General features: G+C 58.2%; 21 protein-coding genes, 1 tRNA gene and 1 pseudogene. 12 read left to right on the plus strand and 11 right to left on the minus strand.

Annotation, left to right across the window (positions count from 1 at the left end; all coding sequences use genetic code 11):
• The first annotated feature begins 147 nt into the window (after nucleotides 1-147).
• Nucleotides 148-223 (plus strand) — tRNA-Ile (locus ACQZ5Y_RS11375).
• A 156-nt stretch (nucleotides 224-379) separates the two neighbouring features.
• On the opposite strand, the gene ACQZ5Y_RS11380 is transcribed toward ACQZ5Y_RS11375, so the two are convergent.
• Together ACQZ5Y_RS11380 and ACQZ5Y_RS11385 are read right to left on the minus strand one after the other, a co-directional pair.
• Nucleotides 380-742 carry a hypothetical protein gene (locus tag ACQZ5Y_RS11380; protein ID WP_003513347.1) on the minus strand — a complete coding sequence of 121 codons (363 nt, stop codon included), beginning with the start codon at nucleotides 740-742 and terminating at the stop codon, nucleotides 380-382.
• 212 nt (nucleotides 743-954) lie between these two features.
• The gene (locus ACQZ5Y_RS11385; RefSeq protein ID WP_003513345.1) at nucleotides 955-1587 is read right to left on the minus strand and encodes an outer membrane protein; all 633 of its coding nucleotides are present in this window, start codon (nucleotides 1585-1587) and stop codon (nucleotides 955-957) included.
• A 352-nt stretch (nucleotides 1588-1939) separates the two neighbouring features.
• On the opposite strand from ACQZ5Y_RS11385, the gene ACQZ5Y_RS11390 reads away from it, so the two are divergent.
• Together ACQZ5Y_RS11390 and ACQZ5Y_RS11395 are read left to right on the plus strand one after the other, a co-directional pair.
• Entirely contained in the window at nucleotides 1940-2392 is a 453-nt protein-coding gene (locus ACQZ5Y_RS11390; protein ID WP_003513344.1) for a hypothetical protein, read from the plus strand.
• A 202-nt stretch (nucleotides 2393-2594) separates the two neighbouring features.
• Nucleotides 2595-3155: a dual specificity protein phosphatase family protein gene (locus ACQZ5Y_RS11395; RefSeq protein WP_174049787.1), complete on the plus strand. Its 561-nt coding sequence runs from the start codon at nucleotides 2595-2597 to the stop codon at nucleotides 3153-3155.
• A 99-nt stretch (nucleotides 3156-3254) separates the two neighbouring features.
• Here ACQZ5Y_RS11395 and ACQZ5Y_RS11400 read toward each other — a convergent pair whose 3' ends face one another.
• Nucleotides 3255-4514, minus strand: coding sequence for an AGE family epimerase/isomerase (locus ACQZ5Y_RS11400; RefSeq protein ID WP_174049785.1), 1260 nt, complete (start codon nucleotides 4512-4514; stop codon nucleotides 3255-3257).
• A gap of 179 nt (nucleotides 4515-4693) precedes the next feature.
• Between ACQZ5Y_RS11400 and metH the strand changes: the two genes are divergently transcribed.
• Nucleotides 4694-8467 (plus strand): methionine synthase, encoded by a 3774-nt coding sequence (metH, locus tag ACQZ5Y_RS11405; RefSeq protein ID WP_019565253.1) that lies wholly within the window; start codon nucleotides 4694-4696, stop codon nucleotides 8465-8467.
• 69 nt (nucleotides 8468-8536) lie between these two features.
• Here the strand turns inward: metH and ACQZ5Y_RS11410 are convergent, their stop codons facing one another.
• Both ACQZ5Y_RS11410 and ACQZ5Y_RS11415 read right to left on the minus strand, forming a co-directional pair.
• Nucleotides 8537-9868 (minus strand): MFS transporter, encoded by a 1332-nt coding sequence (locus ACQZ5Y_RS11410; RefSeq protein WP_174049783.1) that lies wholly within the window; start codon nucleotides 9866-9868, stop codon nucleotides 8537-8539.
• Nucleotides 9869-9947: 79 nt separating this feature from the next.
• On the minus strand, nucleotides 9948-10724 hold the full coding sequence (locus ACQZ5Y_RS11415) for an AAA family ATPase (RefSeq protein WP_115062214.1): 777 nt from the start codon (nucleotides 10722-10724) through the stop codon (nucleotides 9948-9950).
• A 200-nt stretch (nucleotides 10725-10924) separates the two neighbouring features.
• On the opposite strand from ACQZ5Y_RS11415, the gene ACQZ5Y_RS11420 reads away from it, so the two are divergent.
• On the plus strand, nucleotides 10925-11569 hold the full coding sequence (locus ACQZ5Y_RS11420) for a hypothetical protein (protein WP_174049781.1): 645 nt from the start codon (nucleotides 10925-10927) through the stop codon (nucleotides 11567-11569).
• Nucleotides 11570-11616: 47 nt separating this feature from the next.
• Here ACQZ5Y_RS11420 and ACQZ5Y_RS11425 read toward each other — a convergent pair whose 3' ends face one another.
• The 6 genes from ACQZ5Y_RS11425 to ACQZ5Y_RS11450 form a co-directional block, all read right to left on the minus strand.
• Nucleotides 11617-12660, minus strand: a complete 1044-nt coding sequence (locus ACQZ5Y_RS11425) for a zinc-dependent alcohol dehydrogenase family protein (RefSeq protein WP_003513334.1) — start codon at nucleotides 12658-12660, stop codon at nucleotides 11617-11619.
• 75 nt (nucleotides 12661-12735) lie between these two features.
• Nucleotides 12736-13794, minus strand: coding sequence for an ABC transporter ATP-binding protein (locus ACQZ5Y_RS11430; RefSeq protein WP_003513332.1), 1059 nt, complete (start codon nucleotides 13792-13794; stop codon nucleotides 12736-12738).
• A 13-nt stretch (nucleotides 13795-13807) separates the two neighbouring features.
• Nucleotides 13808-14590: an ABC transporter permease gene (locus ACQZ5Y_RS11435; RefSeq protein ID WP_003513330.1), complete on the minus strand. Its 783-nt coding sequence runs from the start codon at nucleotides 14588-14590 to the stop codon at nucleotides 13808-13810.
• Nucleotides 14587-15471: an ABC transporter permease gene (locus tag ACQZ5Y_RS11440; protein ID WP_003513327.1), complete on the minus strand. Its 885-nt coding sequence runs from the start codon at nucleotides 15469-15471 to the stop codon at nucleotides 14587-14589. Before ACQZ5Y_RS11440 ends, ACQZ5Y_RS11435 begins: the two co-directional genes overlap by 4 nt.
• Before the next feature lie 202 nt (nucleotides 15472-15673).
• On the minus strand, nucleotides 15674-16780 hold the full coding sequence (locus tag ACQZ5Y_RS11445; RefSeq protein WP_003513325.1) for an ABC transporter substrate-binding protein: 1107 nt from the start codon (nucleotides 16778-16780) through the stop codon (nucleotides 15674-15676).
• Nucleotides 16781-17068: 288 nt separating this feature from the next.
• Nucleotides 17069-17947, minus strand: a complete 879-nt coding sequence (locus ACQZ5Y_RS11450; protein WP_003513323.1) for a MurR/RpiR family transcriptional regulator — start codon at nucleotides 17945-17947, stop codon at nucleotides 17069-17071.
• A 177-nt stretch (nucleotides 17948-18124) separates the two neighbouring features.
• Between ACQZ5Y_RS11450 and ACQZ5Y_RS11455 the strand changes: the two genes are divergently transcribed.
• The 7 genes and pseudogenes from ACQZ5Y_RS11455 to ACQZ5Y_RS11485 all read left to right on the plus strand — a co-directional run.
• Nucleotides 18125-18898, plus strand: coding sequence for an N-formylglutamate amidohydrolase (locus ACQZ5Y_RS11455; protein WP_013636542.1), 774 nt, complete (start codon nucleotides 18125-18127; stop codon nucleotides 18896-18898).
• A gap of 212 nt (nucleotides 18899-19110) precedes the next feature.
• Nucleotides 19111-20625, plus strand: coding sequence for an amino acid permease (locus ACQZ5Y_RS11460; RefSeq protein ID WP_003513319.1), 1515 nt, complete (start codon nucleotides 19111-19113; stop codon nucleotides 20623-20625).
• Between the two features lie 64 nt (nucleotides 20626-20689).
• Nucleotides 20690-22054: a glutamine synthetase family protein gene (locus ACQZ5Y_RS11465; RefSeq protein ID WP_013636540.1), complete on the plus strand. Its 1365-nt coding sequence runs from the start codon at nucleotides 20690-20692 to the stop codon at nucleotides 22052-22054.
• A gap of 18 nt (nucleotides 22055-22072) precedes the next feature.
• Nucleotides 22073-23461, plus strand: coding sequence for an aldehyde dehydrogenase family protein (locus tag ACQZ5Y_RS11470; protein ID WP_003513315.1), 1389 nt, complete (start codon nucleotides 22073-22075; stop codon nucleotides 23459-23461).
• The gene (locus ACQZ5Y_RS11475; protein ID WP_003513312.1) at nucleotides 23458-24603 is read left to right on the plus strand and encodes an iron-containing alcohol dehydrogenase; all 1146 of its coding nucleotides are present in this window, start codon (nucleotides 23458-23460) and stop codon (nucleotides 24601-24603) included. The genes ACQZ5Y_RS11470 and ACQZ5Y_RS11475 overlap by 4 nt, the downstream gene beginning before the upstream one ends.
• Nucleotides 24604-24621: 18 nt before the next feature.
• Nucleotides 24622-24996 carry a hypothetical protein gene (locus tag ACQZ5Y_RS11480; protein WP_236762896.1) on the plus strand — a complete coding sequence of 125 codons (375 nt, stop codon included), beginning with the start codon at nucleotides 24622-24624 and terminating at the stop codon, nucleotides 24994-24996.
• A gap of 161 nt (nucleotides 24997-25157) precedes the next feature.
• Nucleotides 25158-25859: pseudogene (locus tag ACQZ5Y_RS11485) on the plus strand (AAA family ATPase); the annotation flags it as partial.
• Nucleotide 25860: the final 1 nt, after the last annotated feature.

A 25860-nucleotide genomic window follows, 5' to 3' on the forward strand; every position in this document is an offset into this window, starting at 1 on the left:
GGGTATTGCCTTAGATTGTGAAGCTAATACGGCAACGGCAGCTTGCGATAGCATCAATGGCTTGTCGGGCCGTAAAAATTACGTTAGAGCGTGACCCACCGGATTCGAACCATTGCGAAGCCGGTGTTTCGGATAATTTTTCCGAAAGGGCCTGTAGCTCAATGGTTAGAGCCGGCGGCTCATAACCGCTTGGTTGGGAGTTCGAGTCTCTCCGGGCCCACCATTTTCCTTATATTTTGAACGAGTTGGTGCGATTCCGTATAGCAAGTCGATACATCATCGATCATTGCGCATTCCTTGGATTTTGCTCATCCAACAAAAAATCCGACCAGCCATTAAGACTGGTCGGATTGTTCATTACGGATTTTCAGCTATGGGGTCAGTCGCAGACCCGCATGCTTTCGGTGTGCCAGCCGCCATCATAGGAATTGGGAACGCGGCGGTCTTCGAACCAGCAGCGTGGGCGGGGCGGCGGTGGTGGCTCGTAGTAGCGGGGACCGCTGTTACCGCCGTTGGCGATTGCGCCGCCGATCAGGCCGCCGATAACGCCTGCAGCCAGTCCGCCGGCAATCGCAGCACCATCATTGTGGCGGCGGTGTTCGCGATAGGGCGGTGGAGGCGGGCCGCCACGGTCGTAGCGCGGACGATAGGGATAGTCCTGCGCGGCAGCGGTGCCGTAGGACGCGAAGACGCTGCCGGTGGCAACCAGCGCGGCAAGGGTTGTAAGAATGATCTTTTTCATCGAGGGCTACTCCATAAGCCTGCTTCGGGAGATAGAGGCTCATTATGCCCGCATGATGGCACGCGCCGGCTGAACGGTCCGTGAATATCTCATTTTTGCGATGTTCACATTTTCCACGTTTTTACAGTCTCAGGGCGAAGCTGGTGCGGCGTTCCGATAAAGAAAAAGCCCGGCACTTGGCCGGGCTCTTTTGCTGACGTTTGTCGACGCTATCAGAACTTCACACCAAGGCCGACCTTGACGGTGCTCTGGTCGAAATCGGTGTTGACGCCGAAGATGTCCTTGTCGCCATAGTCATTGTAGCGATATTCAATCCTGCCGAACACATTGTCGGTGAAGGCATAGTCCAGACCAGCGCCGACGGTGTAACCGTTGAACGTGGTGCTATCCTTGCCGGCGCCAGGCGTTTCGATGAAACCGCGCGTCGCTGTCCAGCCGGCGGTACCATAGATCAAGGCACGGTCGAAAGCGTAACCGACACGGCCACGAACAGAACCCTGCCAGTCGGTGCCGATGTTCACGCCGGCATAGTCATTGTCGTTCCAGTTATAATCTACATCGCCTTCGATACCGAGGACGAAATTATTGTCGAACTGGTAATTGTAACCGGCAAAAGCGCCCAGAATGCCGCCATCGAAACTATCCGACGCGACGGGGCCGCCAGCCGAAAAATCGCCGTTCGCCCAGCCTGCGCCGCCTTGAATACCAAGATAGGGACCAGACCAGGTAAATACCGGCAGGGTTTCCTGCGCGACCGGAGGCGCCGGGGTTTCGTAGACGGCATCCGCAGCCATCGCGGTGCTGGCGGACAGGGCCAAGAGTGACGTTACGATCAGCGTTTTCATCGTTTTTCTCCCTGAGCTGATTGACTTCTATAACATATATTAGGTGCATTTAATATGGGTTGGAGATCCGCGGTTCCAAGGGGCAAATTGTTCCCTCGAGTTACCGCCCCGTCATGCTGTTCTGATGCGGCGAACGCCTTCAACGGCGTTTGGTTCCTTTCGCCGCCTTGTCAAAGCAACGGGAGCGGGGTCACGCTTGGTTGTCTTGACAGCGAGGGGCACGACCATAGAGTTGTGCCGGTCTGCGGCAACGCCGGTGGTTCGACACCTGGATAGGGCTGATGTTGCGGGCAGGAATGGGCAAGGGAGGACAGGATCGCATGCGGGTTAGTTTTCATGGGGGAGGGGCGACGTGATTGTCGGAGCCGTTCTCAGTGCCATTCTTCTTCTCACCCTCATCGCGTTTCCGCGGCACCTCAAACCGGTCGTCATCTGCCTGCTGTTGATCTGGGGAACCACTGCCGCCTTTGTCATTTACGACTGGCAGCGCGGCAGCCAGCGGCTCGACCATGTTATTGCGACGGCTAGCTTCGATGCGGCGTGCACGGATGCGGCATTGCCGATCCGCGTCAGCTTCCGCAACGACAATAATGTTGCCGTGCAGCGCCTGACCTATACGCTTGAAGGGTTCGAGCCTGCCTTCCGCGCCTCCGTCGCCTTTGATCCCTATCAGGTGAGTGAAAGGCGGATCGAGGCCGGGGAGACCTTTGCCGCGTGCCGCTCTTTCCGACTGCGCAACAACGAAACGGTAGATCCGCAACGGCTGGAATGGCGCGTCACCATCGTTTCTGCGGAATTCGATTGAACGGCTGTCGCTGCTTCCGACCCTCACGGTTTCTTGAACATTTTCGTGCTGTCGCCTGAACCCCTTGTTTCGCAAGGGGTTCGTAAAGGTGCCCGCGTCGTTGCCGGTCACGCCGAGGCCGCTTTCGCCGTTGCGGGACTTGTTTTCGCCGATTTGCAATGCCACCTGCCCACCCGTCCGATGAATGTTGCGGGTTTAGGTTTTGCGTATACTTCTGAAGTTTCTGAAAATTGCCGCCATTGGCCTGGTGGCTCTGCCGGTTCTGGCCGGCGCGCATATGGGCATTGGCCAGCTGACCGGAAATTTTCACGAGGTCATTCCCGGCGAACTTTATCGTTCGGCCCAGCCTAGCGGCAAGGACATCACGGCCTATGCAAAGGCCTACGGCATCAAGACGATCATCAATCTGCGCGATGAAAAGCGTGAAGGCTGGTATGACGCCGAAAGCCAGGCAGCGAAAAACAACGGCGTCCGGCTGGTCGATTATCCGCTGAGTTCAAGCGAGAAGGTCTCGGTGGAGGAAGCGGAAACGCTCGTCGCCGTGCTGCGCAACGCTGAAAAACCGATCCTCATCCATTGCGAACACGGCGCCAACCGAACCGGGCTCGCCTCCGCGATCTATGTGAGCGCCGTTGCCGGCAAAAGCGAGGCTGCCGCCGAGTTCCAGCTTTCACCCTATTACGGACATGTGCCGATCCCGGGTATCGGCCGTTATGAAATGTACCAGTCCTGGGATGATTTCGAGGAAACTATCGGATTTTGAGGCGCCTCGATATGCCGACACCCCGGATTTGATCCGGGGTCCAGCATGATAACGTCCGGCATGACGCAGCGTGTCAGATGCTTCATTCTTGCAGCGGCCTCAATAGGAGCCGCCGCCTTCCTTGATCACTTTCGTCAAACTTCCCGTTGCCGGAAATAGCGGGATCAGGCAGGCCTGAAGCGCGTGGTAGATGTCGCCCTTGCCGGGGAAAAGCGTGTTGGCTGGAATCAGATTTTCCGTCAGCTCCTCGTGCCAGCCGCCATTGTCGTGGTCGATGAAATTGTTGGCGATCGTGCTCCAGATGCGGCGGTAGCTGTCTTCGTAGAATTCGTCCGCCGGCAGATTTTCGTTAAGGAAGTGGGCTGCACCCGCCGCCTCGCACATGGGCCACCAGAGCTTTGCCGTCTTGTCGGGATTGTCGTGCCAGTCGAGCGTATAAAAGAAGCCGCCTTTTTCGCGGTCCCAGCCAAGCGCCATGGATTGCACAAAGAGCGATTTTGCCGCCACCGGCATCCAGTCATGGCGGCGTTCGCCCAGCACCCACAATTGCAGGATGAGGCGCGCCCATTCCAGCCAGTGGCCGGGAGTGGAGCCGGAGGGGCGGAACATTTCGTTGCCACGATACTCCTTGTCGAGCGTCCAGTTATCGTCAAAATGCTCCGGTACGCGGAAATCCAGCTCACCGGCGCGGCGGCGGATGACGAGATCGGCGATGCGTTCGGCCTTTGTCAGGTAATTGCTGTCGCCGGTCGCCTCATAGGCGGCCATCAGCGCTTCGGTCAGATGCATGTTGGAATTCTGGCCGCGATAATTGTCGATGGGTGACCAGTCGCGGTTGAATTCCTCGGCGATAGCGCCGTGTTTTTCTTCCCAGAAACGGGTTTCCAGAACCTCGGTAATATCGGCCAACATCTTGTCAGCAAGCGGGTGGCCGACAGTTTTGGCGGAGGAGGCGGCCAGAAGCACGAAGGCGTGGCCATAACCCTGTTTGGTGGCGTCCACCGGGCCGCCATCGTTGACCTGCCAGAAATAACCGCCGTGCTCGCTGTCACGATGATTGTTCCAGAGGTAGGTCATACCGTGATCGACGATATCGCCGCAGCCCGGCCGTCCGAGCAGGTGGCCGATGGAGAAGCAATGCACCATGCGTGCCGAGGCATGGATGCCGCGCACAGGATCGTTTTTCTGCAGCGGCGCACCCTTGGCATCGAGATCGAAGAAGCCGCCGGCCGGATTGACGGCGCGGTACTGGAAGAAGTCGAAAAGCCCATCGGCCTGTTTGACCAGCCACTGGCGATGCCATGGCAAGGTGTTCCAGTTCCGGTTGTTGTGGTCGTCCTCGGGCATTTCGTCCTCCATGCGGTTTGCTGCTTCGGCTTATATCCTTGCTGCATAAACCTGTCATCTGTCAGTGAAATTTCGTAGTCTGCCGCAACGACGCAAAGCCATACCTATACCTTGAAGATATATTGACATAAACATATCTTTATGTGACTTGACGGCTTGCGATCTTGCAAATCGAAATGAGGAGTGCGCCCGTGTTTGACGATCTGTTCGGCCCTGAAGGGGCAAAGCGCGACGGCGCGGAAATTTTGCGCGCGCTGCGCCAGGCCGCCAGCGAACGTATCCTCATTCTCGATGGCGCAATGGGCACGCAGATTCAAGGACTGGGGTTTGATGAAGATCATTTTCGCGGTGATCGTTTCATCGGCTGCGCCTGTCACCAGCAGGGCAATAACGACCTTCTGATCCTGACCCAGCCGGATGCCATCGAAGAAATCCACTATCGCTATGCGATGGCGGGCGCGGATATTCTCGAAACCAACACGTTTTCGTCGACGCGCATCGCGCAGGCGGACTACGAGATGGAAAATGCCGTCTACGATCTCAACCGCGAAGGGGCGCAGATCGTCCGCCGTGCTGCCCAGCGGGCTGAGCGCGAAGATGGTCGCCGCCGCTTCGTTGCGGGCGCTATCGGTCCGACCAACCGCACCGCATCGATTTCGCCTGATGTCAACAATCCTGGTTACCGTGCCGTCAGTTTCGACGATCTGCGCATCGCCTATGGCGAGCAGATCGACGGGCTGATCGATGGCGGCGCGGATATCATCCTCATCGAGACGATCTTCGATACGCTGAACGCCAAGGCCGCAATCTTCGCCTGCGAGGAGCGCTTCGAGGCCAAGGGCATCCGTCTGCCGGTGATGATATCAGGCACGATCACCGACCTTTCCGGCCGCACGCTGTCCGGCCAGACGCCGTCTGCTTTCTGGAACTCGGTGCGACACGCCAACCCCTTCACCATCGGCCTCAACTGCGCTCTTGGTGCAGATGCCATGCGTCCGCATCTGCAGGAGCTTTCGGATGTGGCCGACACCTTCGTCTGCGCCTATCCGAATGCCGGCCTGCCGAACGAATTCGGGCAATATGATGAAACACCCGAGATGATGGCGCGCCAGGTACAGGGTTTTGCCCGCGACGGTCTTGTCAACATCGTCGGCGGTTGCTGTGGTTCGACGCCCGAGCATATCCGGGCGATTGCCGAAGCCGTCAAGGACTACAAGCCGCGCCCCATTCCCGAGCACAAGCCCTTCATGTCGCTTTCGGGTCTCGAACCCTTCGTGCTGACCAAGGACATTCCCTTCGTCAACGTGGGCGAACGTACCAACGTCACCGGCTCGGCCCGCTTCCGAAAGCTGATCACCGCCGGCGATTACACGGCGGCGCTGGCTGTTGCCCGCGATCAGGTGGAAAACGGTGCGCAGATCATCGACATCAACATGGATGAGGGCCTGATCGACTCGCAAAAGGCGATGGTGGAGTTCCTGAACCTCATTGCCGCCGAGCCTGATATTGCCCGCGTGCCTGTGATGATCGACTCATCCAAGTTCGAAATCATCGAAGCCGGTCTGAAATGCGTGCAGGGCAAATCGATCGTCAATTCGATTTCGCTGAAGGAAGGCGAGGAGAAGTTTCTCCAGCAGGCGCGGCTCGTCCACAATTACGGTGCTGCGGTCGTGGTCATGGCATTTGACGAGGTCGGGCAGGCGGATACCTATCAGCGCAAGGTGGAGATCTGCACGCGCGCCTACAAGCTTTTGACCGAAAAGGCGGGCCTGTCGCCGGAAGACATCATCTTCGATCCAAACGTGTTTGCGGTGGCCACGGGTATTGAGGAGCACAATAATTACGGCGTGGACTTCATTGAAGCCACCAAGACTATCCGCGAAACCATGCCGCTGACGCATATTTCCGGTGGCGTTTCCAACCTGTCCTTCTCCTTCCGCGGCAATGAGCCGGTGCGTGAGGCGATGCATGCCGTGTTCCTCTACCACGCCATCCAGGTCGGCATGGATATGGGCATCGTCAATGCCGGGCAGCTTGCGGTTTACGACAACATCGATGCGGAACTGCGCGAGGCCTGCGAAGATGTGGTGCTGAACCGCCGCGACGACGCGACGGAGCGGCTGCTTGACGTGGCGGAGCGTTTCCGCGGCACGGGTGAAAAACAGGCGAAGGTGCAGGATCTTTCCTGGCGCGAGCTTTCCGTCGAAAAGCGGCTGCAACACGCGCTGGTCAACGGCATTACCGAATTCATCGAAGCCGATACGGAAGAGGCGCGCCAGCAGGCCGCCCGCCCGCTGCATGTCATCGAAGGGCCGCTGATGGCGGGCATGAACGTGGTCGGTGACCTGTTCGGCTCTGGCAAGATGTTTCTGCCGCAGGTGGTGAAATCCGCCCGCGTGATGAAGCAGGCCGTCGCCGTGCTGCTTCCTTACATGGAAGAGGAAAAGCGCCTGAATGGCGGTGAGCAGAACAAGGCCGCCGGCAAGGTGCTGATGGCGACCGTGAAGGGTGATGTGCACGATATCGGCAAGAACATCGTCGGCGTCGTTCTTGCCTGCAACAATTACGAGATCATCGATCTCGGCGTGATGGTGCCGACGACGAAAATCCTTGAAACGGCGATTGCCGAAAAGGTCGATGTGATCGGTCTTTCCGGTCTCATCACGCCATCGCTTGATGAAATGGTGCATGTGGCGGCGGAAATGGAGCGGCAGGGTTTCAACATCCCGCTGCTGATCGGCGGCGCAACGACGAGCCGCGTGCATACGGCGGTGAAAATCCATCCGCGTTACGAACAGGGCCAGGCGATCTATGTCACCGATGCCTCGCGTGCGGTGGGCGTCGTCTCCGCACTTCTCTCCGCCGAGCAGAAGCCAGCCTATATCGACGGCATCCGGGCTGAATATGCCAAGGTGGCGGAGGCGCACGCCCGCAATGAGCGCGAAAAGCAGCGTCTGCCGCTTTCCCGCGCCCGCGAGAATGCGCACAAGATCGACTGGTCGACCTATAGTGTCGTGAAGCCGCAATTCTTCGGCACCAAGGTGTTCGAGACCTATGACCTTGAGGAACTGTCCCGTTACATCGACTGGACGCCGTTCTTCCAGACCTGGGAGCTGAAGGGTCGTTATCCCGCTATCCTTGAAGACGAGAAGCAGGGTGAGGCTGCGCGGCAGCTTTATGCCGATGCGCAGGCGATGCTGAAGAAGATCATCGAGGAAAAATGGTTCCGGCCGCGGGCTGTTATCGGCTTCTGGCCCGCCAATGCGGTGGGCGACGACATCAGGCTGTTCACGGATGAAAACCGCTCCGAAGAACTGGCGACCTTCTTCACGCTGCGCCAGCAGCTTTCCAAGCGTGACGGACGCCCCAATGTGGCGCTTTCCGATTTTGTCGCGCCTGTCGATAGCGGCGTTGCGGATTATGTCGGCGGCTTCGTCGTCACGGCGGGTATCGAGGAGGTGGCGATTGCTGAACGCTTCGAGCGGGCCAATGACGATTATTCGTCGATTCTCGTCAAGGCGCTGGCCGACCGTTTTGCGGAAGCCTTTGCCGAACGTATGCATGAGCGGGTGCGCAAGGAATTCTGGGGTTATGCGCCCGAAGAAGCTCTTGCCGGCGATGAGCTGATCGGCGAGGCCTATGCCGGTATCCGCCCTGCGCCGGGTTATCCGGCCCAGCCTGATCACACCGAAAAGAAAACCCTGTTCTCCCTGCTCGACGCCACCAACGCGGCGGGCGTGGAGCTGACGGAGAGTTATGCCATGTGGCCCGGCTCCTCCGTCTCCGGCCTCTATATCGGCCATCCCGAGAGCTATTATTTCGGTGTTGCCAAGGTGGAACGCGATCAGGTGCTGGACTATGCGCGTCGCAAGGACATGCCGTTGGTAGAGGTAGAGCGCTGGCTCGGACCGGTGCTCAACTACGTACCGGTAAACGGTGCCGAGGAGATCGACAGCGCGGCCTGACGTTTCGGCCACCGTTGTTGCAATAAAAAGCGCGGGTCCTGCCCGCGCTTTTTTGTGTCGTCGTTGGGCTTACGACCTTAAGGCCGCCAGTTCCTCTATGCCGACATGGCTTTCGATTTCGCTACCGCGCAGATAGAGGTAAACGCCGATGCAGAAGGCGAGGGCGGCGATGAACACCAGATACCACGCATGCGCCATTGGATTGACGGCTAGCGCCATCGTTACGCCAATCGGTGTCAGCCCGCCGAAGATGGCATAGGAGACGTTGTAGGCGAAGGAGAGGCCCGAGAAGCGGACCGAGGCCGGGAAGGCGCGCACCATGACATAGGGCACTGCACCCGCCATGCCAACCGACAGGCCCATGACGCCGTAAAGCACGAACATGGTTTCTAGCGATGTGCCGGCATAGCTGTAGAATGTGAAGGTGGCGATGCCGAAGAAGATGCTGGCGGCCATGAAGAAAATGCCGGAGCCGACACGATCGATCAATGCGCCGGCGATGATGACGCCGAAGATGAGGAATAGCGTGCCGAAGCTGGTGCCTGCCAGCGCCTGCGTCGGTGTGTAGCCATAGAGCTTCTGCAGGAAGGTTGCCGTCATCAGCGTGGTAACGACGATGGCTGCGGACAGAACCCAGGTCAGCAGCGCGGAAATGATCACGCCGCGCATATGGTGCTTCAGCACGAGGCCAAGCGGAAGCTTGTCCGTCAGCGACTTCGACTTTTTCATCTCCATGAAGATCGGCGTCTCTTCCAGCCAGCGGCGCAGATAGACGGCAATCAGGCCGAATATACCGCCGAGCAGGAAGGGAATGCGCCATGCGTAGGCCGCCACATCTTCTGCCGAGAAGAGGGAATTGATGGCAAAGGCAATCAGCGAACCGAGCATGATGCCGAAAGAGAGGCCGGACGTCAGAAAACCGCAGGCGAGCCCGACGCGGCGAAAGGGCACGTGCTCCGCAACGAAGGTCCAGGCACCCGGCACTTCGCCGCCAATCGCCGCACCCTGCAGCATGCGCAGGACGATGAGCAGGATGGGGGCCGCAACGCCGATGGTGGCATAGGTCGGCATCAGCGCCATGCCGAGCGTCGAAAGCGCCATGAGCAGGATGGAGAAGGCGAAGACGCGTTTGCGGCCATAACGATCGCCATAATGCGCGAGAACGATGCCGCCCAGCGGCCGCACCAGATAACCGGCGGCGAAGATGCCGAAGGTCTGGATCATCACCAGCCAATCGGGCATTTCCGGCGGGAAGAACAGATGGCCGATGACGGTGGCGAAAAACACGAAAATGATGAAATCGTAGAACTCCAGCGCGCCGCCGAGGGCCGAAAGGCCGAGAGTTCTGTAGTCCTGCCTGTTCAGGGGCCGGACAGCTGCCGGTGTGGTGGTGGGAGACATAAGCCTGCTTCTTTTTCTAATTCACATGTTGCTAATGGGCATGAGGCAAGCGATGCGCGATTTCAAGCCTTATCAGCTCCTAATCGCTCATGAATTTTGATGGACGATCAAGAAAGCGCCGCAGGAAACTGATGTTTTCCAGCTCGTCATAAAGACGCTCGGTGATGCCGTTCTCGTCGAAGTAATAAATCGTCGCTTCTGGAATGGCCAAGAGCACCGGCGAATGGGTTGCGATGATCAACTGCCCACCACTATCTGCCGTGTGACGGACGAGGGCTGCAAGCTCCAGCTGCTTTTGCGGTGAAAGAGGACTTTCCGGTTCATCGAGAAAATAAAGGCCGGCGCCGTGCAGGCGCTGCTGCATGATATCGAGAAATCCCTCGCCATGCGAACGCCGGTCTATGACGTTGCTTCTAACGATATGCCTGAAAGTGTCCGGTGTTTCCTCGGGAAAATCTTCGCCTCTTTTCAGGGCTTTTTCCCGCTCCCAGCGAAAGTCATCCAGGATCTCTTCATTCTGCTTGCGGATGTAGCCAAGCACGTCTTCGGCGCGCATGAACATGCGGATTTTCGGGTATTTCTTGCGGGCGAAATAGAATGCCTTGGCCACGGTTTCCGCATGCTGAAGATAGAGGTCGCCGGCAACCTGTCCATGATTGCCGATGGCATAGGCCGTCATTCCGGCCGCCAGCCCTTCAAGCAGCGTGGATTTGCCGGAGCCGTTATTGCCGGCGAAAAAGGTGATCGGCGTCTTGAATTCGAGGCGTTCCAGCTGGCGCAGCGCCGGAACGGTAAAGGGGTATTCGTCCCTTCGGTCCGGAGTTTCCTTCATGGTCACGCTGTCGAGAAACAGCATTTTCAATCCTCTTTATCGATGCTTCTTTTTCTGTGCGTCCGTTTGCGGCGGAAGAGGAATATATTATATTGATGTATATTATAAGTATCAAAATTACATCTGTGTATTTTCAAAGTAATTAAATGAATAGTCATCGATTAAATTTTATATTAAGGCGATTGTAGAAATATATCCCGGTATTTTTGTATTGCGGGGAAGATATGAATCAGATTGCGCTGGTTTACGTCGCCATCATATTTTTGTTCGCGTCTGCTGTGGATGCCGATGCCAAGCGTTTTCGGTTTTTTGCGGTGCCTGGCTTCAGTCGCGGTGAGACGATCGACAGGGTCTACGACTTGCCCAATCAAACGACTTTCGTGGTGGAAGGGAAGTTCTTTGACCTCGGCTATCTGAACAGCAGTGGTGGCGACGCTTATGTTCTTTATAATGGCGACCAATACGTGAAGTTGGACGAGGTGGGCCTTAAGGGCATTTCCAGTATGCTTGGATTTGACCCTACCGTCGAGGACCGCAAAAAACGTGCGGCGGCTTCGGAAACGGCTGAGCCTATAGGGAGACTGATAGGTGGGTTTGTGCTGCTCGTGGGCCTGTTCGTGCTCCTGCGCAGGGGTATTCGCTGGTACTATCGGTCGGGTAGCAGAAACGCTCGTCTCGAGCGTGAAGATATCGAGGAGGTCGTCGAATTACCGGAACCCCGTCCGCCGACCATACGTCAGCAACGTGCTCCAGTTACCCAGGATTATACGCCCGCTCTCAATGAGGTTGCACCGCCGACCAGAAGACCGGAGGCCGCGCCAAATCGCGCGGGGATGGCAGCACGGCCATTCGGACGCAGGAATCCCTGATGCCGTCTAGACAAACGGCATTTTCCGGGACGTTCCGGCTGTGACTGTTATTCGAACCGGTCGATGATGCTGATGCCACTTTCCTGGAAACGGTCCATGGCGGGAAGGGCGGTGATCGCATCGGAAAGGGTGATGTGGCGGCCGATCAGTTTTTCGGGCGCGAGCTTACCGCTCTCGATCATCGCCAGCATGTCTTCGTAGCGCCATGCCTGCATGCCGTGGCTGCCGTAAATCTCCAGCTCGTGGGCAATCACCCGGGCCATGGGGATGGCTGGCATGGCGTGATCGGCCAGCATCAGCCCTACCTGAACGTGGCGCCCGCGCCGGCGCAGGTTGCTGATGGAATTGCAGCAGGTCTGCGGGTGGCCAAGCGCGTCGATAGAGACATGCGCGCCGCCGCCGGTCACTTCGCGCACCGCCTCCGTGACGTCGGCAACCGAGCGGCTGTTGATGGTGGCGGTTGCGCCGAGTTGGCGGGCAAGTTCGAGCTTGTCTTCCGCAATGTCGATGGCGACGACCTGAGCGCCGAGGCCTGCGCCAATCATGATGGCGGAGAGGCCGACGCCGCCGCAGCCATGTACCGCCAGCCACTCGCCGCCTTTCAGGCGACCCTGGTCCGTCACAGCCCGGAAGGACGTGGCGAAACGGCAGCCGAGACCGGCGGCAGTGGCGTAGCTCATCGTATCAGGCAGATGAACAAGGTTCTGGTCCGCGTAATCGATGGCGACATATTCGGCGAAAGAACCCCAATGGGTGAAGCCGGGCTGGAACTGCGTCTCACACACCTGTTGATTGCCGGAGCGGCATTCATGGCAACGGCCGCAGCCGGAAACGAAGGGAACGGTGACACGGTCGCCCGTCTTGAACCTGGTAACGTTCTTTCCGACCGCAGCGATAACGCCGGCGAATTCGTGGCCAGGGACATGCGGCAGGCGAATATCCGTATCGTGGCCCATCCAGCCATGCCAGTCGCTGCGGCAGAGGCCCGTCGCCTTCACCTCGATGACCACGCCGCCGTCGGTCGGTTCCGGATCAGGCAAGGATGCCACAATCGGGGTCTCGCCGAACAGTTCGTAAAAAAGCGCGCGCATCCTAGCCTCACATCGTCGGTAAGCAGATTTGAATTATACCTGCTCTATCTGCTTCCGACGCTGGAGAAAAGCCATTTAATCTTTGATCACCATAAGATCACCAGCCGCGAATTTAAGCGTTACTTGTTCGCCAAGGGCGGGCGGTGCGGTGCCGGGATCGTTGAACATGTCGAAAGACAAGGTCGAACCGCCGAGATCAAGACGGGTTCGGATGACCGAACCCAGGAACTGGCTTGAGGTGACGATACCGGAAATAGCCACGTCTCCCTTCGCGTCAGCGCCGAGAGCTCCTGCTTCCGGGCGCAAGGCGAGGGTGATTTTTTCACCGTTTGCAACATCGACCGGCTTGTGGAGCGTCACGTTCTGCTCCCCGACACGGATTGTGCTGGTAGAGGAATCGACGACGGTTGCGTCGATCAGGTTCAGCGTGCCGACGAAGGAGGCGACAAACCGGGTCGCGGGCTTGTTGTAGATATCGAAGGGCGAACCGATCTGGTCGGCGCGGCCGGAATTCATGACAACGATACGGTCGGAGATCGACAGGGCCTCTTCCTGATCGTGGGTCACGAAAATTGTGGTGATGCCGAGCTTTCTCTGGATCTGGCGGATTTCTTCGCGCAGCGATACGCGGATCTTGGCATCGAGCGCGGAAAGCGGCTCGTCCAGCAGAAGCACTTCCGGCTTCGGGGCCAATGCGCGGGCAAGCGCCACGCGCTGCTGCTGGCCGCCTGACATCTGGTAGGGGTAACGATCCGCCAGATGCTCCAGATGGATGAGCTGGAGCATTTCCTTCACGCGTGCATCGATCTCGGCTTTCGGCTTGCCGGCGACTTTGAGGCCGAAGGCGACATTTTCGTAGACGTTCATGTTGGGGAACAGCGCATAGGCCTGAAACACCATGCCGATATTGCGCTGGTTGGGCCTGAGCGTCGTCTGGTCCTTGCCGTTGATGACGATCGAGCCGCCAGTCGGGATTTCGAAACCGGCGATCATGCGCAGCACGGTGGTCTTGCCGCAGCCCGACGGGCCTAGAAAGGAGACGAACTCGCCCTTTTCGATGGCCATGTTGAAATCATGGACGACCTGTACGGAGCCGAAGGATTTCTTGATATTGCTAAGTGTCAAAAAGCTCATGAAAATCTTGTCCTCAGGCCTTGGGAGGCGCGCCCTTCTGGTAGCGTGAAACGAGTTGGATCAACCCAAGGCAACCCCAGGTGATGCCGAAGGAGATCACGGCAAGTGCAGCCGGTTCATAGGCGCGGTTGGCGCCAAGCAGCTGCATATAGGGGCCAAAGGCCGGGCGGTTCAAAAGGGCGGCCATGGTGAATTCACCGATGACGATGGCGAAGGTCAAAAACGCACCTGACAGCACGGCGACCAGAACATTGGGCAGGATGATGCGCGACAGAATGGTCGTCCACCCCGCGCCAAGGCTCTGCGCCGCTTCCGTCAGCGTCGAGACGTCGATGGTCCTCAGACCAGTATCGACTGCGCGGTACATGTAGGGCAAGGCGAGCGTGGCATAACCGAACATCAAAAGCAGGTTGGTGCCGAAGGTCGTGCCGGTCAGCGGAAGCCAGCTGGAGGTGTTGTAAAGCCTGATATAACCGAACACGATGACGATGGCCGGGATGACCAGCGGCAGGAGCGTGATGAATTCGATATAGGGGCGCAGGCCCGGCAGTTTCAGGCGCACCCAATAGGCCGTGGGCACCACCAGCAGCACACCGAAAACGATGGTGAAGAGAGCCATCACCACAGAATAGCTGAAGGTTTCCTGAAAACGCGGGTCGGTGAGCACCTTGCCATAGGCGTCGAAGGAATATTCACCGCGGCGCATTTTCAGCGAGAAGTTGGTCATGCCGATCAGCGGCAGGGCGAAATAGAGCAGGCCGAAGATCAGCGCACCCCAGGCGAAGAACTTCTTCATTTGAGCCACCTTTCGCTACGGGCGCGCAGCCAGATGTAAAGCGCATTGGCGATGCCGGTGACGACGATCATGCCGAAGGCGAGAGCGTAACCGAGATGCGGATTGCCGAGAACGTCGCCGCGGATCTGCGCGAAAAGCAGGATGGGCACGATGTTGAGCGACGAGCCGGTAAGCGCGATCGCGGTGGCCACCGCACCGAAGGCATTGGCAAACAGCAGCGACATGGTGCCAAGCAACGATGGCAGGAGGATGGGGAAGGCCACCATGCGCCAATATTGCACGCCGGTCGCGCCAAGGATTTCCGCAGCTTCGCGCCACTCGCGCTTCAATCCGTCAAGCGCCGGCGTGATGATGAGGATCATCAGCGGAATCTGGAAGAACAGATAGGTGACAGTCAGGCCCCAGAAGGACAGGATGTTGAAGCCGAGGAGTCTCAGATCAATGCCGATCTGCGTCTTCAAAAACACGGTGAGTAGGCCGACCGGGCCGAGTGTGGCGATGAAGGCGAAGGCGAGCGGCACGCCGGCAAATTGCGATGCGACGCCCGAAAATGTCAGGAGTGGTCCGCGAATGCGCTGCGGCAGACCACCCAGAACCACGGCGGCGGCGACGGCAAAACCAATCAGGCAGCCAAGAGCCGCCGAGGCCAGGCTGATCTTGATCGAAATCCAGTAGGCCGCGAGGATGGACGAGGTGAAAAGCCCGGCGACGTTTTCCAGCGTCAGGCTGCCATCGGGACGCTGGAACGCACCGACCACGATTTTCATCGTCGGAAAAATCAGAAACAGCAGAACAAAAACAGCAAAAGGTACGACGCCTAACCAATGAAGCGGCAACTTTCTTCCCGCATCGGATGGTCCGCCGGTGTTGGTTGATGGCATGCCTGGTCCCCAAACGCCGTTTTCAAACGGTCTGTCTATAAAGTTCTTTATTATCGCACGTCCGGTTAAAACGGAATCGTCAGACGCACTTTCGATCTTTGTTTTGTGCAATTTCCAGGGGTAAAACCTAGGGAGTTTTACCTGAAATGCTGTCAAAGAAGCACCCCGGCTTTTTGAAAAGCCGGGGTGCATTTTTCAAAGGTTACTTCACGTTCGCGCCGACGACGCTGTCCCAGCCGCCGGTAACGGCGGCCTTGTTGGCGTCGACGTCTTCGAGCGTCGGGAAGATTGCCTTTTCATAGGCTGCTGCCGGCGGCAGGCTGTCGATCAGTTCCTGCGGAACCTTGCCGGCCTTGACCATCGCGTTGAAGCGGATCGGGTGGCAATAACCCTTCAGCCAGCCAAGCTGACCGTCGTCGGAATAAAGGTGTTCCATCCAGAGCTTGGCAGCGTTCGGATGCGGGGCGTAAGCGGAAATGCCCTGAACGTAAACGCCGGCCAGAACGCCTTTTTCCGGAACCACGACTTCCGTGGGCGGGTTGTCGTTCAGCGTCTTCTTCCAGGAGAGCGCGTTATAGTCCCAGGCGACGATGATCGGGGTAGCACCCTGTGCCAGCGTGCCGGCCTTGCCGATGACTGGCAGGAAGTTGCCAGCCTTGTTGAGCTCGGCGAAATATTTCAGGCCTGCCTCACCGGCTTCCTTGCCGGACTTCGCACCGCTGGCAAGACCGGCGGCGAGAACGCCGAGGATAGCCTGGTTGGAAGCGCGCGGATCGCCGGCAAGTGCTACCTGACCGGAATATTCCGGCTTCTGCAGGTCGGCCCAATCCTTCGGCACGTTCTTGACGAGGTCCTTGTTCACGAAGAAGGACATCACGCCGTAATAGTCGCCGTACCAGTAACCTTCCGGATCCTTGACGTTGTCAGGGATTTCGTCCCAGGTGGAGACCTTGTAAGGCTGCAGCAGGCCTTCGGCCTTCATCTGCGGGCCGAAAGCGAGACCGACGTCGACAACGTCAGGAGCCTGCGGGCCCTTGTTGTCCTTGTTCGCCTTTACCGCTTCAACTTCATCGGCAGAGCCGGCGTCGGGGTTGAGTTCGTTGACGGTGATTTCCGGATATTTCGCCTTGAAAGCGGCGATGACGTCGCCGTAACCACACCAGTCGTGCGGCAGCGCGACGGTGGTCAGCATGCCTTCCTTCTTGGCGGCAGCGATCAGTTCGGCGCTTGGCGCAGCGGCAGCGATCGCGGTGGAGGCCATTACCAGAGCGGTGGTGGCAGCAAGCAGTCGACGGCAATGAGAGATCACTTTTTTCTCCTCTTCGTGTTCTCGTATTACGGACGCTGATACGGATTCTGGATGAAGCTAATGTGACGGCTGGATTGCAATTTATTTATCCGGATTCCGTCACTTTACGCCCATTTTCCGCCATCACCCGGCTTTGTGCCTGCAATCGCGGGGTAATCCCATCATCATTCGTGTTGGACAGATATGTTCCCCAGCTTGTTTTTATCCCGCTTTATCGCGCTGGTAGCGATTTCAGGTATCCAATCAGCCGGCGGTTTCCGCGTCAAGCACTGTGCCGGCTACTAATGTTCATGTCCGGTCCGGCCTGCGGAACAGACGTGTCTGCTCGAACAGGCCTTCCAGCGCGTTCATGCGCTCCTTGGTTTCATCCCAGGTGCTGCTCTGCACTGCTTCGATCAGCGCTTCGACGACAAACAATGTAACGACCGATGAATCCCATGCCGAGGGGGCTTCGATCTTCACACGGAAGGTGTGCAGCGCGTGGCGCGCCACCGGCGATGTCCACTGATCCGTGAAAAGAATGATCTGTACGCCGTTTGCCTTCGCCACCTCGGCAAGCGTCGTCATGTCGTGCTCATAGCGGCGGATGTCGAAGATCACCAGCACATCGCCGGCGCTCATATTCAACATATATTGAGGCCAGGCGCTGGAGTTGGAAGACATCAGCGTCGTCTTCGGCCGGATCACCTGCATATGCGTGAAAAAATATTCGGCAATCGCGCCGGTGATGCGCCCGCCGACGAAATAGATGCTGCGTTTGCGGTCCGAGAGCAGCCTTGCGGCATTGTCGAAGACCGCGGTGTCGAGATCGCTCAAAGTGTCGCGCAGATTGCCCGTTATGGCGTCGGCGAAACGGTTGAGAATATGCAGACCCGGCGCATTGGTTGCCCAGCGGTCATGTTTGGCAACCGGGCCGGAGATCGTCGCTTCCAGTTCCTGGTGCAGATGGGCCTGAAACTCCGGGTAACCTTTGTATCCGAGCTTCTGCACCATGCGCGCCACCGTCGGCGTCGAAACACCGGCATTTTCGGCAATCGTGGTGATGCTGCCGAGGCCCGAGACGGGGTAGTTGCCGAGAAGGCTCTCCGCCAGCCGTTTTTCCGAACGGGTCAGCGCGTCATAGTGGGCATGGATGACATCCGACACGGTGGCCGTCGTACTGCGCAAATCTTTCCCCTTCCGGTCTTTTTGCCGGTGTATTGGCGAATATAAGCATCTGTGCCAGCTATCGAGTCAATGGGGAAAATGAAGAGAAAATTTCAAAATTCCATTTGACACTCGCGATAATGTGAAGAATTCTTTTCGTCATCGGCGGAATGGCAGGTTTCGGGGCGGGATGCGTGCATGACGGTGCGTTCACGGTTTTTCACGGAAGCGGAAGGACAGGCTGTCGGCGTCGAGAACGCCGCAGCAAAGGGCGACGTCGTTCTCGTCTGCGAACATGCTTCAGCCACCATCCCGGAAAAACTCGGTACGCTTGGTCTTTCGCCGGACGTGCTTTCGAGCCATGCGGCCTGGGATCCGGGTGCCTTGGCGGTTGCAAGGCTGCTTTCGCAGAAGCTCGATGCCACGCTCGTCCATCAGCGGTTTTCGCGCCTGGTCTATGATTGCAACCGGCCGCCGGAATCGCCTTCTGCCATGCCGGTCAAAAGCGAGATTTACAATATTCCCGGCAATCTCGATCTGAGCGAGGCGGAACGGTTTGCCCGAACCTCGGCGCTTTACGTGCCGTTTCACGACCGTGTCAGTGAGATTATTGCCGAGCGGCAGGACCGCGGCCGCAAGGTGGTGGTGGTGACCATTCACAGTTTCACGCCGGTCTATCACGGTCAGTTCCGTGAAGTGCAGATCGGCATCCTGCACGATACTGACAGCCGGCTGGCCGATGCGATGCTGGTTGGCGCCGAGGGTTCTGCGCTCACGGTAAAGCGCAACGATCCCTACGGTCCGGAAGACGGTGTAACGCATACATTGCGGCTGCATGCGCTGCCGGACGGACTTTTGAACGTCATGATCGAGATCCGCAACGATCTGATCGCCAATGAAGGAGACCAATCGGCAATTGCCGATTTTCTCCACGAGCTTATGGGGAAGGCGCTCTCATCAATCGATGAGTGAGGGAGCAATGGGGCGGCTTATGGTGAAAACACCGCGGCCGACCGTCAATGAGACTGCCGCAATCGACAAAAGCCGGAACGGCATGAAGCGGCAAGGGAACAGCAGATGCGTGCGGCGCAGTGCGGGAAACCTCCCGGGCGATGCCGGAAACTGGGGGCACAATCGGCCAATAACGGCTGGCTGGCTTTTTTTTCTATTAAGGAGAGAAGGGCATGGACGGTTCATCATCAGGCGTCAGCTACAAGAAGGCTGATGCATCCTATTTCGAAAAACGTGGACTATCCCGATACGCGGGCGTGTGGTCGCTGTGGTCGCTTGGCGTCGGCGCGGTTATATCAGGGCATTTTTCCGGATGGAATTTCGGCTTTTCCACCGGCGGCTGGGGCGGCATGCTGGTGGCGGGCATCATCATCGCCATCATGTATCTCGGGCTGACATTCTCGATTGCGGAAATGAGCCCGGCGCTGCCGCACACGGGTGCCGCCTATTCCTTCGCCCGCACGGCCATGGGCCCGTGGGGCGGTTTCGTCACGGGACTTTGCGAGAATGTCGAATATGTGCTGACGCCGGCGGTCGTCGTTACCTTCATCACCGCCTATGTGAACTCCATTCTCGGCCTCGATCCGGCCTATTCACCTTTCGTGTGGATAGCCTTCTACGCGATCTTCCTTGCTCTCAACGTCTTCGGACTTGAGCTTTCCTTCAAGGTCACCCTGGTCATCACGCTGATTTCACTCGGCGTTCTGGTGTTCTTCTGGGTCAGCGCCATTCCGAACATGGATTTTTCGCGTTACGCGCTTAATATCGGTGTCGGACCCGATGGCAAGGCTGTGGAGCTGCCGGAAGGCAACGGTTCCTTTTTCCCATTTGGTTTTTCGGGCGTTCTTGCCACGCTGCCTTTTGCGGTCTGGCTGTTTCTCGCCATCGAGCAGCTGCCGCTGGCGGCTGAAGAATCCGTTGATCCGAAACGCGATATGCCCAAGGGTATCATTCTCGGCGTCATCACGCTGATGGTTTCGGCCTTCATGATCGTGTTGCTGAACCCGTCACTACCGGGCGTCGGCGCCTTTCATCTCAGCTCGTCCCTTGAACCGCTGCTGGATGGCTTCAAGGCGATCTACGGCGATGGCGGCGTGGTGCTGCTCGGTCTCGTGGCGCTGACCGGCCTGATCGCCAGCTTCCATACGATCCTTTATGCGCAGGGCCGCCAGATCTATTCGCTGTCGCGTGCGGGTTACTTCCCGACCGTGCTGTCGATCACTCATTCGAAATATCGGACGCCATACGTTGCCAATATTGCCGGCGCGCTCGTCGGCCTTGCGGTCATGCTCGTCATCTGGTTCTCGCTGGGTGCGGAACAGGGCGGCAGCATCATCGGCAGCGTGCTTTTGAACATGGCCGTGTTCGGTGCGATGTTCTCCTACATCCTGCAGGCGATTTCCTTCATCCTGCTCAGGAAAAATCTGCCGCATATCGAGCGGCCGTTCCGCTCGCCCTTCGGCATTCCGGGCGCGGTGTTGACAATCATCATCGCCATCGTGACGCTGCTCTATCAGATCCAGGATCCGAACTTCACCAAGGGTGTGCTGTGGGTAGCCGTATGGTTTGCGGTTGCCATTGCCTACTTCGCCTTTGTCGGACGCCATCGCCTCATCCTGTCGCCGGAAGAGGAGTTCGCGCTGGAGCACAAGCAGGCTGCCATGGCAGCGGCGGCTGCAAAGGCCTGATGCTCGAACTGACGGGCGGCCGCATACCGGCCGCCTGCTCGCCACATGAAAAGGGATGGACAAAATGACGAGCTATACATTCGACGCGCTGAAGATGGATGTGGCCGAAGGGCGCATCGACACGGTTCTGGCCTGCCTTGTCGACATGCAGGGGCGTCTGATGGGCAAACGGTTCCAGGCGGAGTTTTTCGTTGAAAGCGCCTTTGAGGAAACCCATAGCTGCAACTATGTGCTTGCCACCGACATGGAGATGGAAACCGTTCCCGGTTACAAATCCTCAAGCTGGGAAAAGGGCTATGGCGACTATACGCTGAAGCCCGACCTTTCGACGCTGCGGAAGGTGCCGTGGCTGGAAGGCACGGCGCTGGTTCTGTGCGATGTGCTCGATCACCACACCCATGAAGAAGTGCCGCATTCGCCGCGCGCGCTGCTGAAAAAGCAGGTGGCGCGGCTGGAGGCGATGGGGCTTAAGGCCTATATGGCCACCGAGCTCGAATTTTTCCTGTTCGACCAGACCTTCGATGCGGCACGCGCCAGCGGCTACAGGGACCTGAACCTCGCCAGCGGCTACAACGAAGACTATCATATCTTCCAGACGACCAAGGAAGAGGACGTCATGCGGGCGCTGCGCAAGGGCCTGCAGGGTGCGGGAATTCCGGTCGAGAATTCCAAGGGCGAGGCGTCTCCCGGTCAGGCGGAAATCAATGTGCGTTATGCCGAGGCGCTGACCATGGCCGACCGGCACGCCATCATCAAGAACGCCACCAAGGAGATCGCCTGGTCGAAGGGTAAGGCGGTGACGTTCCTTGCCAAGTGGAACTACAATGCCGCTGGCAGTTCCTCGCATATCCACCAGTCTCTGTGGAGCCTGGATGGCAAGCCGGCTTTCCTCGACAAGGACGGCGAACACGGCATGTCGGATGTGATGCGGCATTATGTTGCCGGGCTTCTGGCGCATGCCAGCGACATCACCTATTTCCTGGCGCCCTACATCAATTCCTACAAGCGGTTCATGGCTGGCACCTTTGCGCCGACCAAGGCGATATGGAGCCTCGACAACCGCACGGCAGGATATCGCCTTTGCGGCGCGGAAACCAAGGGCATCCGTATCGAGTGTCGTGTCGGCGGGTCGGATCTCAATCCCTATCTCGCCATGGCCGCTCTTCTTGCGGCGGGCATTGACGGCATTGAAAATAAACTCGAACTTGAGCCCGCTTTTGTCGGTGACGCCTATGGCGGGAAGGACGTGCGCGAGATACCCAAGACATTGCGCGACGCGACCGCCTTCCTGGACGGATCGAAAATGCTGCGTGAGGCCTTTGGCGACGACGTGGTCGATCACTACGTGCACGCCGCAAGGTGGGAGCAGGAAGAATACGACCGCCGCGTGACCGACTGGGAAGTGGCGCGCGGTTTCGAGAGAGCCTAATCATTACGGGAAAACATCATGACCATGATCCAGAATATCTCGCCCATCGACGGCTCGGTTTATGCCGAGCGGGAGGCGATGTCGCTGGAAGCGGCGCGCGCCGCCGTTTCGAAAGCGCGCAAGGCGCAGAAGGACTGGGCGCGACGTCCGCTTGAGGACCGCATTCAGCTGGTTCTCAAAGGTGTGGCGCGCCTCAACGAAATGGTGGCCGAGGTGGTGCCGGAACTGGCGCATATGATGGGCCGACCGGTTCGTTATGGCGGCGAGTTCAAGGGCTTCAACGAGCGCTCCAATTATGTCGCCTCCATTGCGGCGGATGCGCTGGCGCCGCTCGTCATCGAGGAAAGCGGCAATTTCGAACGCCGCATCGAGCGCGAAGCACATGGCGTGGTCTTCGTCATCGCGCCGTGGAACTATCCCTACATGACGGCGATCAATACCGTTGCCCCGGCTCTGATGGCCGGCAACACAGTCGTCATCAAACATGCGGCGCAAACGCTTCTCGTCGGCGAGCGGATGGTGCGGGCTTTCGTAGAGGCGGGCGTGCCTGACGACGTCTTCATCAATGTCTTCCTCGATCACGGCACGACCTCGGCGCTGATCTCCGAAGGCCTGTTCAATTTCGTCAACTTCACCGGTTCGGTGGAAGGCGGCCGAGCCATTGAGCGTGCTGCTGCCGGCACCTTCACCGGTCTCGGGCTTGAACTCGGCGGCAAGGACCCCGGCTATGTGATGGAGGATGCTGATCTCGACGCTGCCGTCGATACGCTGATGGATGGCGCGACCTATAACTCCGGGCAATGCTGCTGCGGCATCGAGCGTATCTACGTCAACGAAAACCTCTATGACGCATTCGTCGAGAAGTCCGTGGCGTGGGTGTCCAATTACAAGCTCGGCAATCCGCTGGAACAGGAAACGACACTGGGGCCGATGGCCAACAAGCGTTTCGCCAAGGTGGTGCGCGCACAGATCGCTGATGCCGTCTCAAAGGGCGCCAAGGCTTTGGTCGATCCCAAGCTTTTCCCTGCCGATGACGGCGAGAGCGCTTACGTCGCTCCGCAAGTGCTCGTCAATGTCGATCATTCCATGGAGTTCATGACCGAAGAAACCTTCGGCCCCGCTCTTGGCATCATGAAGGTGAAAAACGACGACGAGGCCATCGCCCTGATGAATGACAGCAAATATGGCCTCACCGCCTCGCTCTGGACGCAGGATGCAGCGCGTGCCGGGCGTATCGGCCGTGAGATCGAAACCGGCACCGTGTTCATGAACCGTGCGGATTATCTCGATCCCGCGCTCTGCTGGACAGGTGTGAAGGAAACGGGCCGTGGCGGCTCGCTCTCCGTTCTCGGTTTCCAGAACCTGACCCGACCGAAATCCTACCATCTGAAGAAAGTCACGAAATGAATATCGTCGCCAACTGGAGCTATCCCACCGCCGTCAAGCTTGGCCGTGGCCGGATCAAGGAACTGGCGGAAGCCTGCAAGACGCTCGGCATCAAGAAGCCGCTTCTCGTCACGGATCGCGGCCTTGCCAATATGGCGATTACCGCGCATGCGCTCGATGTACTGGAAGAGGCTGGGCTCGGCCGGGCGATCTTCGCCGACGTCGATCCGAACCCCAACGAAATCAACATGGAAGCCGGCGTAAAAGCCTATCGCGATGGCGGCCATGACGGCGTCGTCGCCTTCGGCGGTGGTTCCGGCCTCGATCTTGGCAAGACCATCGCATTCATGGCCGGGCAGACGCGCCCGGTCTGGGATTTTGAGGATATCGGTGACTGGTGGACGCGGGCGGACGCCTCGAAGATTGCGCCCATCGTCGCGGTTCCGACGACGGCGGGCACCGGTTCGGAAGTTGGCCGCGCCAGCGTCATCACCAATTCGCAGACCCATGTGAAGAAGATCATCTTCCATCCTAAGCTTTTGCCCGGCGTCGTCATCTGCGATCCGGAACTGACTGTCGGCATGCCGAAGGTCATCACGGCAGGCACGGGCATGGACGCCTTTGCCCATTGCCTCGAAGCCTATTCGTCGCCGTTCTTCCATCCGATGAGCGCCGGCGTTGCGCTTGAAGGCCTGCGTCTGGTCAAGGAATTCCTGCCACGCGCCTATAAGGACGGCACGGATATCGAAGCGCGCACCAATATGATGGCGGCGGCTGCGATGGGGGCGGTTGCCTTCCAGAAGGGTCTCGGCGCCATTCACTCGCTCTCGCATCCGATCGGCGCTGTCTATAACACCCATCACGGCATGACCAATGCCGTGGTCATGCCTGCCGTCCTGCGTTTCAACCGCCCGGCCATCGAAGACAAGATTGCCCGCGCTGCCGCATATCTCGGCATTTCGGGCGGTTTCGATGGTTTCTATGATTATGTGCTGGAGCTTCGCAAGGAACTCGGCGTGCCTGATAACCTGACCGCCATGGGCATTAAGCCTGACCGCATTGACGAACTGGCGGCAGAAGCGATCAAGGATCCGAGCTGCGGCGGCAATCCGGTGCCGATGACGCTGGAGAATACCAGGAAATTGTTTGAGGACTGCTTTTAAAGGGTAGTTTTGGCAGCCATGAGATTTTCAGTTTTTTCGCCATTGCTCGCAGTGGCGTTTCTAAGCCTGCCCCTTGTGGCGCAGGCCGCTTCTTTCAGGGAACTTTCCGGTCAGGGTTACAAAGTCGGAGCTCTGTCGAGCAATAAGGCGGGGATCCGGGGATGGAATTTGTCCAGGGGTTCAGACCGCTATTTCTGTGAAATGCGCGCGACTATGGCGTATTCTGGAAAGAACGGCATGGTGTCCTTCACGAGCGCCGGACGCGTGATTACGCTTGATCGTGCAACCGTTGAGAAAAGGCTGGGCAGTTCCCTGAACTTGCCGAAGTACGAGGATCTAAAAGCCGGCCGCCTGCGCGCGGACGATGTGGGTTCCTGCCGAAAGCTGGCGTGATCAATCAGATGGCAAAAGTCCGCGATTTATCGCGGGCTTTTTGTTGTCCACACAAACGATCTTAGTCTTTTCTTAACCATGTTCGTTAAGGTTATGGAAAGCACCATGATTGGTTCGGTGCATGAATGAGCATGAAACGGCTCTGATCATCAGGGGATATCATGCCTGTCATTACTTTTGCCAACACCAAGGGCGGCGCGGGAAAAACAACTGCCGTATTGCTTCTGGCAACCGAACTTGCCCGCAGCGGCCACCGTGTGACGGTTCTGGATGCCGATCCGCAATTGTGGATTTCCCGCTGGCACGAATTATCAGGCGAGATCGAAAATCTCTCGGTAATTTCGCATGTCACGATGGCGTCCCTCGAGGGGCATATCCGCGAAAACAATGCCAATACCGACTGTTTCATCATCGATCTGCCGGGAGCGAAAAACCCGCTTCTGACCATGGCGCTTGGTATTTCCGACCATGTGCTGATACCGGTGCAGGGCTGCGCCATGGATGCGCGTGGGGCTGCCGAGGTTCTTGACCATATCGAATTCCTGAACCGCAAGATGGGCAAGGCGATCGCCCACTCCATCGTGCTGACGCGGGTCAATGCCATGGTGGCGACCCGCTCGCTGCTGCTCGTCAAAATGCTGCTGGCCGAGAAAAACGTTTCGGTTCTGAATACGCCCATTGTCGAAAGAGCGGCTTATCGCGATATTTTCGATTATGGCGGAACGCTTATCTGTCTCGACAAGGACAAGGTCAGCAATATCGACAAGGCGGTGGAGAATGCGAAAGCATTCGCGAGCGAGGTGCTAGGCCTTTTGCCGAAACGCCTGTCGCGGTTGGGTACCCAACCCGCACGCTTTTTCACCC

The sequence above is a fragment of the Agrobacterium sp. A3-95 genome (assembly GCF_053521785.1).